Below are 13,334 nucleotides of genomic sequence, written 5' to 3'. Positions count from 1 at the left end.
AATGTTTGCGTAAGCTAAGACCAATGTGCAAAATAGTGATTCAAGCTGTGACCATTAAAAATAAAAGTTACCAATGAAAATATTTGTTTATATAGAATCAACTTTCAAATATGTACTGATAGCTACAGTACTATGTATCGTTTGTTCCTGTAAACAAGTGTATAATGGTAGTACCCAAAAAAAATATAACGTGACTGCAAAAGAAATACTCGGAAATCCAAACTATTTAGCCATTTGTTATGGCGGTTATAGAAAAAATAGTAGAGAAATTCAACCTACAGTGAATCAATTAAAGCAAGACTTATTGATTTTAGCAGCTATGAATATTAAAATAGTGCGAACCTACAATGTTCATTTAGTACATGCTTCTAATGTGCTTAAGGCAATTTCCGAATTAAAAAAGGAAGATAAAAATTTTGAAATGTATGTCATGCTTGGCGCTTGGATTGATTGTAAATATGCATGGACTGAGCAAACTCCAGATCATGATTTAGAAAGTCAGCGAAATGCAATTGAAATTAACGAAGCGGTTCGACTCGCTAACTTATATCCAGAGATTGTGAAAGTCATTGCAGTTGGAAACGAAGCAATGGTAAAATGGGCTACAGCGTATTATGTGCAACCAAAAGTTATTTTAAAATGGGTAAATTATTTACAACAATTAAAAAAGGAAAATAAATTATCAAAAGATTTATGGATTACTTCATCAGATGATTTTGCTTCATGGGGCGGAGGAGATGATAGTTATAAAACGAAAGATTTAGAAGATTTAATTAATGCAGTTGATTATGTTTCAATGCATACGTATCCTTATCATAATACCCATTATAACCCAAGTTTTTGGAACGTTCCTCACGATGAAAATCAACTAACCGAACAAGAGCAAGTAACTAAGGCAATGCATCGTTCAATCGCATTTGCTAAAATGCAGTATGCAACTGTAAAAAATTATGTTCGAAGTATAAATCCTAGTAAACCTATTCATATTGGTGAAACTGGCTGGGCTTCAAGTTCAGATAGTTTTTATGGAAAGGAAGGTTCTAGAGCATCTGATGAATACAAACAAGCTATTTATTACAAAGCCATGAGAGAATGGACAAATAGTGAAGGAATTTCTTGTTTTTTCTTTGAAGCTTTTGATGAACCTTGGAAAGACAGTAATAATCCGCTAGGTTCAGAAAATCATTTTGGGATTTTTACAGTAGATGGTAAAGCAAAGTATGCAGTATGGGATAAAGTAGAGAAAAATGCTTTTTATGGCTTAAAACGTGACGAAAAAGTAATTGTAAAAACATATTCTGGGAATAAAGAGTTACTAATACAAAGTGTTTTAGCACCACCAAAAAAAGGGTAACATGAAAGGGAAAAATTACATAGTAAGTCTTTTAATTTTTGTAACAATGATAAATTGCAAAGGTGTAAATAATGCTTTTGAAGTAACTGTATATGAAACTTCAGCCAACAAAAATGCTCTTACAAAAGTAAATCAATTTTCTACTTCAGAAAATAAGGCAAAAATTACGATTAATACAGCGCAAAAGTTTCAAACGATTACGGGTTTTGGAGGTTCCTTTACTGAGGCTTCGGCCTACCTATTGAATAAATTAAGTAAAGAAAACAGGAAGAAAGTTTTAGAAGCTTACTTCAGTGAAAACGGAGCAAATTATACATTAACACGAACAACAATAGCGTCTTGCGATTTTTCGCTCAATAATTATACTTATGCTAAAGTAGAAAATGATGTAGCATTAGAGCATTTTACGATAGAAGACGATAAAGCAGATATTATTCCCATGATTTTAGAGGCGAAAGCTATTTCTAAAGAAGGATTTAACATCATTGCATCCCCTTGGTCATGTCCGCCTTGGATGAAAGATAATAAAAGTTATGTTGGTGGAAAATTACTTCCTGAATATAACAACACTTTTGCCTTGTATTTTTCTAAATATTTACAAGCCTATCAAAAGGAAGGGATTGATATTTGGGGAGTCACGGTTATTAACGAACCACATGGAAATGGTAATAACTGGGAAAGTACTTTGTTTTCTCCTAAAGAAATGACCGATTTTGTACAAAATCATTTAGGGCCTAAATTAGAAAATGACGGATGGAAGGATGTTAAAATATTAGGTTACGATCAAAATAGAGCTGGTTTAAAAGAATGGGTTGATGAAATGTATCGTGATGAAAAGGCTTCAAAATATTTTGGAGGTACAGCCATCCATTGGTATGAAAGTACCTATGAAGTATTTCCTGATGCACTACAATATGCACACCACAAAGCGCCTACTAAACATTTAATTCAAACCGAAGCTTGTGTTGATTCAGAAGTACCCCATTGGCAAGACGATGCTTGGTATTGGAAAAAAGAAGCTACCGATTGGGGCTGGGATTGGGCAAGTGAGCAAGATAAATATTTGCATCCAAAATATGCTCCCGTGAATCGTTATGCAGAAGACATTATTGGTTGTTTAAATAATCAAGTTGATGGTTGGGTAGATTGGAATATGGTTTTAGATAGACAAGGTGGCCCAAATTGGTTTAAAAACTGGTGTGTAGCTCCCGTAATTGTTGATGCTGAAAATGACGAAGTGTATTTTACCCCATTGTATTACGTAATGGGACATTTTAGCAAATTCATGCGACCCGGAGCGGTTAAAATTGGTTGCGAAGTCAATAATAAACAACTTAAAGTTACTGCCGTTCAAAATCTAGATAAGTCAATTGCTCTTGTAATATTTAATCCAACAGCAACTAAACATACATTAGAATTACAAATTAACAATCAAAATACAATCCTTTCAATTGATGCACAAGCATTACAAACAGTGATTATAAAAAAATAAAAATATGGAACAAAATAACCAACACATAGTAACTAAAGTTCCTATTGTTCAAAAAGCAGCTTTTGGAGCAGGACATTTAGTGAATAATTTATTACCAGGTGCACTTGGCGTTTTTTCGTTTTTCTTAATTACAGCCTTTGGAATTGAGCCAGCTATTGCAGGATTGTTATCGGCAATACCAAGATTTTTTGATGCTCTTTCCGATCCAATTATGGGGTTTATTTCCGATAATACCACTTCAAAATGGGGGAGAAGAAGACCGTATATTTTTTCAGGGGCTATTTTAGCTTCAATCTTGTTCGTGATACAATGGCAAATGTGGGAAGATAACGGTGCAACTTACAATTTTTGGTATTTTTTACTATTCTCTATTTTGTTCATTTTTGCGAATACCGTTTTTTCTACCCCTTTGATTGGAATGGGGTATGAAATGACTACAGATACTAAAGAACGTACAAGATTAATGGGAATTGCTAATAGTGTTGGACAAATTTCTTGGATGATAGTTCCTCTATTTTGGGTTTTAATTGCTAATAAAGATTTGTTTGATTCTCAAGCAGATGGAGTAAGAACTTTGTCAATTTTTGTGGGGTTTGCTTGTTTGTTTTTTGGTGTTATGCCTGCCATTTTTTGTAAAGAAATGGATGTTTCTGATGCAGAAAGTAAAGCCAATTTAACAATGAAGGATTTAACAAAAAACATGAAAATTCTATGGGAAACCATGAAGAACATGACTAAAAATAATCCATTCATGCGTTTGTGTGGAGCTACTTTTTTAGTATTCAATGGTTTTCAAATGGTAGCTTCTTTTAGTTATTTTATTATTGTTTTTTACATGTATAAAGGTAGTTACGAAATGGCGGGTACTGTTCCTGCAATATTTTCTATACTGGGAGCATTTCTAACCGCTGTGTTAATCATTCCTATTGTTTCATGGTTAGCCAATAAATACGGAAAAAGAAATGCCTTCATCATTTCTACTATTTTATCCATTATAGGTTACAGTCTAAAATGGTGGGGCTTTGTAGTTGTAGATGAAAATACAGCCGTGCTATTTAATGATGTTGTATTGCAAATTGGCGTTGTAAAAATTTCTATTGAAATGCCATTAATTTTATTATTACCCATTCCATTTATAGCTTTTGGATTAGGAGGATTGTTTACTTTAATGATGAGTATGACGGCTGATGTATGTGATTTAGACGAACTTAAAAATGGATTACCAAGAAGAGAAGGAACTTTTGGAGCGGTATATTGGTGGATGGTTAAAATAGGACAATCTATTGCTTTAGCTTTAGGAGGATTAGTTTTGTCGATGGTAGGTTTTGATGCGGGTAACGCAACACAATCTTTTGAAACAATGAATCAATTGCGAATAGCAGATATTATCATTCCTTGTTTAACAGCAGCTTTAGCCGTATGGGTAATGTGGAATTACGACCTGAACGAAGATAAAGTAGCGGAAATTAAAAAGGAATTAGAACTAAAAAGAGCTGAAAAATCAAATACACCCAAAAATATTTCATAATGTCAAATAGAACTACCTATAATTTTCATCTTTTTGATTTTAAAAATGAGGAAAACTTCGGTATTCTTGATAGTTTTGAAGGCTTTCATTTTTCAAATTCAAAATCAGATTTGATTGATTTATTTGCAAATACTTTAGCACAAGGGATGCACGGACTTTGTTTTAGTCTCTATGAAGATGGACAACAGCCAGGTGATACTATTTCTGAGGAACAAGTGCGAAGAAGATTAGAAATTATGGCTCCTTATACGAAATGGGTGCGTTCTTTTTCTTGTACCGAAGGAAATGAATTTATTCCGAAAATTGCTCGTGAATTAGGAATAAAAACTCTTGTTGGTGCTTGGTTAGGAGATGATGCCAAAAAAAATAATAAAGAAATTAAAGCTTTAATTGAACTAGCAAATGAAGGTTTTGTTGATATTGCTGCGGTAGGAAACGAAGTAATGTACCGTAAAGATTTATCGGAACACGAATTGTTAGAATATATTGCAAATGTAAAAAATGATATTCCATCTCATATTCCAGTGGGTTATGTAGATGCCTATTATGAATTCACAATTAAACCAAGGATAACAGAAGCTTGCGATGTGATTTTAACCAATTGTTATCCCTATTGGGAAGGCTCTAATCAAGATCATGCTTTGGCACATATGAAAAGTATGTATTATCAAGCTAAAAGTGCAGCCCAAGGAAAAAAAGTAATCATTACCGAAACAGGCTGGCCTAGTCAAGGCGAAAGTTTTAAAGATTCGCATCCATCCAAAGAAAACGCAATGAAATATTTCATTAATACGCAACTTTGGTCAAAAGCATCCAATATTGATATTTTTTATTTTTCTTCTTTTGATGAGTCATGGAAAGTAGGAGCTGAAGGTGAAGTGGGTGCTTATTGGGGTATTTGGGATAAAAACGAAAAACTAAAATATAATGATTAATAAAATAAAAAAGTTAGTAGTACTGTTATTTTTCGTGAACATTAGTTTTGCGCAGGTTGATGTCATTTATAACGATTTGGTATGGTCTGATGAATTTGATGTAAACGGAGCGGTAAATGCAACCAACTGGTTTCATCAAACACAATTACCCGCTGGCGGTAGTTGGTTCAATGGAGAAGTCCAACATTACACAGATCAGTTAACCAATTCGTTTGTAAATGGTGGTTTTTTAAATATTGTAGCCAAAAAAGAGCCTTACACCAGTCAAGGTGTTACGAAACAATATACATCGGCACGTTTAAATTCAAAATTTGCGTTTAAATACGGAAGAGTAGATGTTAGAGCTAAATTACCTATACAAGCCGGTACTTGGCCTGCCATTTGGATGCTAGGAAAAAATGTTAATGAAGATGGTGCTTTTTTTGATGCCGCTTTTGGAACTACCAATTGGCCTGCTTGTGGTGAAATTGATATTATGGAACACGGTATTACACCGTCGCAGCCTACTAATTATATTCAAAGTGCTCTTCATACCCCTTCTTCCTTTGGAAATACATCAAATATTGGAGGCGCTATAGCCAATAATTTAGGAACTGATTATCATGTGTATTCTATGAATTGGTCACCCTATCAAATTACGTTTTTGTTAGATGGCGTAGCTTTTTATACCTACAATCCTGCAGTAAAAACACCAAGCAATTGGCCTTTCGATTTAGAACAATATCTTTTATTAAATATTGCAATGGGGGGAATTGCAGGAACAATCGATCCAAGTTATACACAAAGTTCTATGGTAATTGATTACGTTAGAGTGTATCAAAATGTGCAAGTAGATACTCAAATTCCAATTAATTTTACAGCTACTGTTGGAAATGTAACAAGTTCATCTGTACAATTATTATTAAATGCTACGGATAATTCTGGAAACATTGTTTATAATGTTACATATGGAAGTACAACAGTTACTTCTGCTGGAACATCGGGTGTTCAAAAGTCATTAGTTATTTCAGGCTTAAATTCAAATACAAATTATACTTTTTCTATAGCAGCAAGTGATATTTCAGGAAACAATGCAACCAATAATTCGATTGTGTTAAACGCAACAACTACAGGGGTTATAGGTTGTAACGGTACAGATACAGTCGCCTCTCAAGGTTCGTTTACTTCAGGTTACAATTATGCTTTTGAAACAATAGGGACAGATGTTAAAATTACATTTGAATTATTAGATACGGATAAAGTAGGAGTGGTGGCTTATTTATGGAAACAATCACCTTTTACCGAAACACCAATGTCTAATGTCTCAGGAAATATTTTTACGCATACGATTACGGGTCAAACGATTGGAGCTACCATTAACTATGCCGTTAAATTTGCGTATGCTAACGGAATGTCTGTAACCCGATATATATCCTACGTAGTGGGAAGTAATTGTACAATGAGTCAAAATGATTTTATGGATTTTTCTGATTTTTATTTTACGAATCCAGCTCACAATTATATTTATATTCAATCCTCATCGAATATTGATAAAGTGGAAATGTACTCTCTCATCGGTGTAAAGGTAATTAGTCAAACCAACAATACAAATGAAATCGAAGTATCAAATTTATCCAAAGGTGTGTATCTAATGGTGGTCTATTCTGGAAATAAAAAAGGGAGTAAGAAAGTAATTATCAATTAGGTACTTTTTAAAGAACCATCTCAACACCTTCAATTTTGTTATAAATTGAAGGTGTTTTGTTTTTTTATTGCTTTAAAAGTGTTAAATTTTTACTGAAAATTTGTTTTATAAAAAAAAATAATGTTAAATTTGGCTTAAATAATCTTAAAAGCAACATTGCCTATACAATAAAAATACTTTTTAGAATTCCCGAATCTTAAACAACTAAAAGGTATTATTATGGCTAATCTTGTACTTCCTGATGCGGTATTGGTGAAAAATTATATGAGTGGAGATGAATCTGCTCTAGCAACACTAATACAAAGACACCAATCTAAAATATTTGGTTTTATTTATTCTAAAGTAAATGATAGAGATTTATCAGATGATATATTTCAAGATACTTTTATTAAAGTTATTAAAACATTAAAATCGCAATCCTATAACGAAGAAGGTAAATTTCTACCTTGGGTGATGCGTATTGCTCATAATTTGGTGGTAGATCATTTTAGAAAAGCCAAAAAAATGCCTTTGCAACGTGAAACAGATGAATATTCTGTTTTTAATTTTATGACCGATAATGGTTTAAATATCGAAGGACAAATGATTTCAGACCAAGTAGCTTCTGATTTAACTAAATTGTTAGATGAACTTCCAGAAGATCAAAAAGAAGTATTGGTAATGCGTATGTATCAAGACTTAAGTTTTAAAGAAATTGCCGAATTAACAGGAGTTAGTATTAATACGGCTTTAGGAAGAATGCGTTATGCGTTATTAAATTTGAGAAAGATTATTGAAAAAAATCAAATTATTTTAACCAACTAATACTAAAAGTAATTTTTTGCCGTTATTTACTTATAAATCAAAATAAGTTAAATGGCAAAACTCTACTCTAAGAAAAAATTAGCGAATCAACAAATTAAACCTAAAAGAGAAACAATTTCTTTTTTGCTTAATTATTCAAAAGCGTTAAAGGTCTACAAAGTTGGAAATTCAACAATTGAAATTATAGCTAATTAAAGAAAATGCCTCAAAGAGATTTGAGGCATTTTTTATTTCTTTGAATATTCTTCCAAAACACTTTTCCTTCCAATAGTTTGGGTAATAATATCTTTTTCTAAATTCCAGCCACGAGCAGGCGAATATTCGCGTCCGTACCAAATAATTTGCAAATGTAAGTCGTTCCAGCAGGTTTCTGGGAAAATGCGTTTGGCATCTTTTTCGGTTTGTTGTACGTTTTTTCCATTGGTTAAACCCCAGCGGTACATCAATCGATGAATGTGCGTATCAACCGGAAAGGCAGGAACTCCAAAGGCCTGACTCATCACAACACTTGCAGTTTTGTGTCCTACAGCGGGTAACGATTCCAATGCTTCAAAACTTTGTGGAACTTCGCCATTGTATTTGTCAATTAAAATTTCAGATAAACCATGAATTCCTTTCGATTTCATAGGCGATAACCCACACGGACGAATGATTTCTTTGATTTCTTCCACCGTCATTTTAATCATATCGTAAGGATTATCGGCTTTAGCAAATAGGAGTGGTGTAATTTGATTGACTCGAACATCTGTACATTGTGCCGAAAGCAACACTGCAATCAACAGAGTATAAGGATCTTTATGGTCTAATGGTATCGGAATCTCGGGGTATAATTCATTTAACGTATTTATAACAAATGTTACCTTCTGGCTTTTGGTCATTTTCATTACTTTTGAGAGTAAAAATAATATAAATTTTAAGTTTAAAGTAATTTTTAACGCAAATCCCGAAGCCTCGGGAGTAAAATTTTTAGCAAAGTCCTTGTAAATATTTAAACACATAGGTACATAGAATTTCTTTGTGGATATTTTAAGTTGAAGTTTAGGCCGTTTCACTTAACATAGAAAACATAGAATTGGCTTATCTGAACTTGTCAAGACAAAGAAATCCTTACATTTGCTTATATGACTTATATGTTTTAAACCATAAAAAATAAAAATATGACAACATTAAAAACCGGAGATAAAGCACCCCAATTTTCAGGCTTAGACCAAAATGGGACTTCGCATACATTAGCCGATTATAAAGGAAAGAAATTAGTAGTTTTCTTTTATCCTAAAGCAAGTACTCCAGGTTGTACAGCCGAAGCTTGTGATTTAAGAGATAATTTTGAGCGATTTAAAGCAAACAATTACGAATTATTAGGGGTAAGTGCCGATAGCGCTAAAGCCCAAGCTAAATTTATAGAAAAGTATGAATTACCATTTCCATTACTTGCTGATGAAGACAAATCGGTTATTCAGGCATTTGGAGTTTGGGGACCTAAAAAATTCATGGGTAAAGAGTACGATGGAATTCATAGAACTACTTTTGTTATCGATGAAAACGGAATTATTGAAGAAGTCATTTCGGATGTTAAAACCAAAGCTCATGCTGCTCAAATTTTAAAATAAAAAAAAGCACGAAGTTAATTTCTTCGTGCTTTTTTTATCTATTTTTAAGGTTAGATTCTAAATATTCCGCCTATAGTTAGTATTCGTTGTAAAAACCAAAAGTTTTGTTCAGCTGAATCGGCACTATCCTTAGTTGTTCTAATGTTATTCATTTCAATATAACCGCCTTTTAATTCGGTTTGAATGAAGAAATATTTAAAGAAGGTAAAATTCAAGCCTACTTTAGCAGCTAATCCAAAACCCGCCACATTAAAATCGTCATGGCGTTCTTTGCCTAAGAGCGTAGTATTTGTTTTTGGATATAAAAATCCTCCTCCTATACCTTCGGTTAAATTAATCTGAAATTTATCGGTATTTCTAATTTTAAAAATGCTTGATATATCATCAACTCTTGCAATTTCAGTATTGATATAATTCAAACCATCGGTATGTTCAAAAAGTAAAAAGTCTTCGTCTAGTGTTAGTTGACCATTCGCAGGGTTTTCATTGTAAGAACCTGCATTTGGGTAATAACCAGAATAATCCACTCGTAGATCGTTATACATTACATATTTCATGTGGTCAAATCCAATAGAAATATTGTAATGGTCAGAAATAAAATAACCTATTCTCATGTTGGTTTGAGGAATAGTCATTCTAGCTGGATTAAAATAATCGATATGAAACCCTTTAGGTTTGTCGTGCGCTTCGATATTATAAATGGTGAAATCATAATCAGCGCCTTTAAATCGTATATCAGATTTTGTAAACGATTCGCGATTTCCACCCCAAAAAATATAGAACTTACCTTTGTTATGAGCTGTGTATTTATCAGGATTTTCTACTGTTTCTTGCGAAAAGGCGTACTGTGAAAACACACAAAAAGTTAGTACAACCATTAAAAATGGATGTTTCATTAAATAAAAAGAAATAATTAAAATTGATTGATTGTTTGTCTGATGGCTACCAGTTTAGTCATTAAATTTTCAAAATAATCTAAGTGTAACATATTAGCTCCATCACTTTTAGCATTTGCTGGATCAAAATGAGTTTCAATAAAAATTCCGTCAACACCAACCGCAATTCCTGCTTTTGCAATCGTTTCTATCATATCAGGACGACCGCCAGTAACTCCCGTCATTTGGTTAGGTTGTTGCAAAGAATGGGTTACATCTAATACGGTAGTAGCTTGTTGTTGCATCGAAGGAATCCCTCTAAAATCTACAATCATATCTTGGTAGCCAAACATCGTACCTCTATCGGTAACCATGACATTTTCATTTTGACAATCCAATACTTTTTGTACTGCATGTTTCATGCTTTCAGGACTCATAAATTGTCCTTTTTTTAAATTTACGGTTTTACCTGTATTAGCCGCTGCCACTACTAAATCGGTTTGACGTACTAAAAAGGCTGGAATTTGTAAAACATCTACATAAGCTGCTGCCATTGGTGCATCTTCATTGGTATGAATATCAGTAACCGTTGGTACACCAAATTCTTTAGAAACTTTTTGAAGAATTTTAAGCGCTTTTTCATCACCTATTCCAGAAAAACTGTCAATTCGAGAACGATTTGCTTTTTTGAAAGAACCTTTGAATACAAATGGAATTTGTAATGTGTCTGTAATTGAAACTAGTTTTTCTGCAATGCGCATTGCCATCTCTTCGCCTTCAATAGCGCAAGGACCTGCAAGCAAAAAAAAGTTACCACTTTCAGTATGTTTAATTTGTGGAATGTTTTTTAAATTCATTTTGTGTTGATTTTGAAGTTGCAAAGATAAAAAGAAAAACCTTTCCTACAGCAGTAGAAAAGGTTACATATGTTACAGATAATGAAAATGTTTTTATTTAGCTTCTGCAAGCGATTTTTTTATAGAAAATCCTTTTGGGCATAAAATTTTACCTTTCTCATAAATGTTGAAATAAAGGGTTGTTTTTTTGTTGCTGCCTTCAAAAGTTACTTCATAAATTCCAATAGTTCCAGCGCCCATTGTGTTGTTTTTTGTAGGGAATGGACAACAGGTGTCTACTTTTTTAAAACTAATTTTTTCGCCATTAGAACCTTCTATACCATTAAAATAATAGGCAATATTAATATCTTCTTGATTTTCTCTAATGTTTCCAATGTTGATTGGATAATCTTGATCGTATGCATATTTTGAGTCGGTGGCATATTCAGTAATTATGTAGGCTTTGTCTTTTACCATTGGGCGAAGCGCAGTATTGTCTACGTTTTTTAAAGTGGAGTTAGTACTCACACAACTAACTAAAAGAAAGGCCGAAACGATAGCCAATAGGTATTTCATTTTATTTTGATTTATTGGTTGATACTTGTTCTTTAGGTTTTAAAATGTAAGCAATAATCGCGCCAATTACCACACCAAATGATAATCCTCCTGAAATGCTTTGCCAAATGTAAGCGGTTAAATTAAAATAATTTTGAGCGTCTTCTAACGTTAATTTTTTACTTTCTACAGAATACGCAATTAATTTATCGAAGTAATTGGGTGAAATGAATTCATGCGTAATGAATTGTGTAATCGGACTAAAGAATACAACAATGAATGAAAGTACCACACCCGATATAAAGCCTTGTCTCCAATTCATCACGCCGTTGTAGTAGTTTTTCTTCTTATCGCTTAATGCTAAATAATACAATATAAAATTGGGTAAGATAATCAGCATCGTAAAGGCTATTTGCCATTTGATTTTTTCGTCATGAAAACCCAATTGCTTTTCTAATGTCATCCAAGCCAAAAATATAATAGACATAATTACAGCCCATTTGAATTCTATTTTAAACTTTTTCATCTTGTATCCGTTTTTTGTTGCTTCAAAATTAGCCAAAATTGTATGATTTGTTATCAAAACCGATCTTAAATTTCTATTTTTGCACAAAATTGTATATCGATATGGAATATATTTATGGTACTTGGCATTGGACAATTTCTGGTTTTTTAATCGGATTTACGATGTTATTGTTGACCTACTTTGGAAAATCGTTTGGGATGTCGTCTAATTTGCGCACAATGTGTACTATGGTGGGCGCTGGGAAGTTTAGTGATTTCTTTAAGTTTGATTGGCGTGAACAAAAATGGAGTTTAACCATTGTTTTAGGTGCTTTTGTTGGCGGATTTATTGCCTTCTATTTTCTTTCTAATGGAAGTGGCGTGAATATCAATCCAGATACAATTTCGCAATTACAAACATTAGGGATTGATGCTCCCAATGGTAAATTAATGCCTGATGCTATTTTTAGTGTGGAAACGCTTCAATCTCCAAAAGGATTCGCCATTTTATTGATTGGGGGATTATTAATTGGTTTTGGAACGCGCTATGCAGGGGGCTGTACTTCTGGTCATGCTATTTCTGGATTAAGTAACTTTCAATTGCCTTCTTTGGTAGCCGTCATCGGATTTTTTATTGGAGGCTTGCTTATGGCACATTATCTTTTACCATTAATTATTAAAACACTATAAGCACATGAAATTAGCTAGATTTTTTTTAACTGGAATTTTTTTCGGAATAGTTTTAACTAAAGCAGAGGCTGTTTCTTGGTATCGTATCTATGAAATGTTTCACTTTCAATCGTTTCATATGTTTGGAATTATTGGAATGGCTTTATTTACTGGTGTTATTGGACTTCAAATTATTAAACGATATAAGATTAAAGATTACAAAGGGTTTCCAATTCATGTGATTGATAAGGAACGTGGTTTTTGGCGTTACATTATTGGAGGTACTTTGTTTGGCTTAGGTTGGGCATTAGTAGGAAGTTGTCCAGGGCCTATTTTTATTTTGTTAGGAACCGGAAGTTATGCAATTGCCGTAGTGTTAATTGGTGCTTTACTAGGGACTTATATTTACGGCTTGCTAAAAGACAAATTGCCTCATTAAAGTTAAGTTAAAGTATGTTGTCTTTTACTTTGTTTAGTGTTATATTATG

General features: G+C 33.0%; 15 protein-coding genes. 10 read left to right on the top strand and 5 right to left on the bottom strand.

Features of this window, described 5'->3' with window-relative positions:
• The first annotated feature begins 73 nt into the window (after nucleotides 1–73).
• From RSE15_RS02650 to RSE15_RS02620, 7 genes are all read left to right on the top strand, one after another.
• Nucleotides 74–1,354 carry a glycosyl hydrolase family 17 protein gene (locus RSE15_RS02650; protein WP_324069440.1) on the top strand — a complete coding sequence of 427 codons (1,281 nt, stop codon included), beginning with the start codon at nucleotides 74–76 and terminating at the stop codon, nucleotides 1,352–1,354.
• A gap of 46 nt (nucleotides 1,355–1,400) precedes the next feature.
• On the top strand, nucleotides 1,401–2,846 hold the full coding sequence (locus RSE15_RS02645; protein ID WP_324069439.1) for a glycoside hydrolase family 30 protein: 1,446 nt from the start codon (nucleotides 1,401–1,403) through the stop codon (nucleotides 2,844–2,846).
• Nucleotides 2,847–2,850: 4 nt separating this feature from the next.
• Nucleotides 2,851–4,374 (top strand): MFS transporter, encoded by a 1,524-nt coding sequence (locus RSE15_RS02640; protein ID WP_324069438.1) that lies wholly within the window; start codon nucleotides 2,851–2,853, stop codon nucleotides 4,372–4,374.
• Nucleotides 4,374–5,309: a glycoside hydrolase family 17 protein gene (locus RSE15_RS02635; RefSeq protein WP_324069437.1), complete on the top strand. Its 936-nt coding sequence runs from the start codon at nucleotides 4,374–4,376 to the stop codon at nucleotides 5,307–5,309. The genes RSE15_RS02640 and RSE15_RS02635 overlap by 1 nt, the downstream gene beginning before the upstream one ends.
• Nucleotides 5,302–6,993 (top strand): family 16 glycosylhydrolase, encoded by a 1,692-nt coding sequence (locus RSE15_RS02630; protein ID WP_324069436.1) that lies wholly within the window; start codon nucleotides 5,302–5,304, stop codon nucleotides 6,991–6,993. Before RSE15_RS02635 ends, RSE15_RS02630 begins: the two co-directional genes overlap by 8 nt.
• A gap of 219 nt (nucleotides 6,994–7,212) precedes the next feature.
• Nucleotides 7,213–7,797, top strand: coding sequence for an RNA polymerase sigma factor (locus tag RSE15_RS02625; protein WP_324069435.1), 585 nt, complete (start codon nucleotides 7,213–7,215; stop codon nucleotides 7,795–7,797).
• Nucleotides 7,798–7,848: 51 nt separating this feature from the next.
• Complete coding sequence (locus RSE15_RS02620) at nucleotides 7,849–7,992, top strand: hypothetical protein (RefSeq protein WP_324069434.1); 144 nt, start codon at nucleotides 7,849–7,851, stop codon at nucleotides 7,990–7,992.
• Nucleotides 7,993–8,024: 32 nt separating this feature from the next.
• On the opposite strand, the gene RSE15_RS02615 is transcribed toward RSE15_RS02620, so the two are convergent.
• Nucleotides 8,025–8,675 carry an endonuclease III domain-containing protein gene (locus tag RSE15_RS02615; RefSeq protein ID WP_324069433.1) on the bottom strand — a complete coding sequence of 217 codons (651 nt, stop codon included), beginning with the start codon at nucleotides 8,673–8,675 and terminating at the stop codon, nucleotides 8,025–8,027.
• Between the two features lie 279 nt (nucleotides 8,676–8,954).
• On the opposite strand from RSE15_RS02615, the gene bcp reads away from it, so the two are divergent.
• Complete coding sequence (gene bcp / locus RSE15_RS02610; protein ID WP_324069432.1) at nucleotides 8,955–9,407, top strand: thioredoxin-dependent thiol peroxidase; 453 nt, start codon at nucleotides 8,955–8,957, stop codon at nucleotides 9,405–9,407.
• Between the two features lie 50 nt (nucleotides 9,408–9,457).
• Here bcp and RSE15_RS02605 read toward each other — a convergent pair whose 3' ends face one another.
• From RSE15_RS02605 to RSE15_RS02590, 4 genes are all read right to left on the bottom strand, one after another.
• Entirely contained in the window at nucleotides 9,458–10,303 is an 846-nt protein-coding gene (locus RSE15_RS02605; RefSeq protein ID WP_324069431.1) for a hypothetical protein, read from the bottom strand.
• Nucleotides 10,304–10,320: 17 nt separating this feature from the next.
• Nucleotides 10,321–11,139, bottom strand: coding sequence for a 3-deoxy-8-phosphooctulonate synthase (kdsA, locus tag RSE15_RS02600; RefSeq protein WP_324069430.1), 819 nt, complete (start codon nucleotides 11,137–11,139; stop codon nucleotides 10,321–10,323).
• A gap of 93 nt (nucleotides 11,140–11,232) precedes the next feature.
• On the bottom strand, nucleotides 11,233–11,694 hold the full coding sequence (locus tag RSE15_RS02595; RefSeq protein ID WP_324069429.1) for a 2-dehydro-3-deoxyphosphooctonate aldolase: 462 nt from the start codon (nucleotides 11,692–11,694) through the stop codon (nucleotides 11,233–11,235).
• 1 nt (nucleotide 11,695) lies between these two features.
• Nucleotides 11,696–12,199, bottom strand: a complete 504-nt coding sequence (locus RSE15_RS02590; RefSeq protein WP_324069428.1) for a DUF4199 domain-containing protein — start codon at nucleotides 12,197–12,199, stop codon at nucleotides 11,696–11,698.
• Nucleotides 12,200–12,300: 101 nt separating this feature from the next.
• Between RSE15_RS02590 and RSE15_RS02585 the strand changes: the two genes are divergently transcribed.
• Both RSE15_RS02585 and RSE15_RS02580 read left to right on the top strand, forming a co-directional pair.
• Complete coding sequence (locus tag RSE15_RS02585) at nucleotides 12,301–12,867, top strand: YeeE/YedE family protein (RefSeq protein ID WP_324069427.1); 567 nt, start codon at nucleotides 12,301–12,303, stop codon at nucleotides 12,865–12,867.
• Nucleotides 12,868–12,871: 4 nt separating this feature from the next.
• Nucleotides 12,872–13,285 (top strand): DUF6691 family protein, encoded by a 414-nt coding sequence (locus RSE15_RS02580; protein WP_324069425.1) that lies wholly within the window; start codon nucleotides 12,872–12,874, stop codon nucleotides 13,283–13,285.
• The last annotated feature ends 49 nt before the right edge of the window (nucleotides 13,286–13,334 follow it).

This window comes from Flavobacterium sp. (assembly GCF_035195345.1).
Taxonomy (GTDB): Bacteria; Bacteroidota; Bacteroidia; order Flavobacteriales; family Flavobacteriaceae; genus Flavobacterium.
Note: the sequence above shows the minus strand (reverse complement) of the source record. Positions and strands in the feature narration are given on the sequence as shown.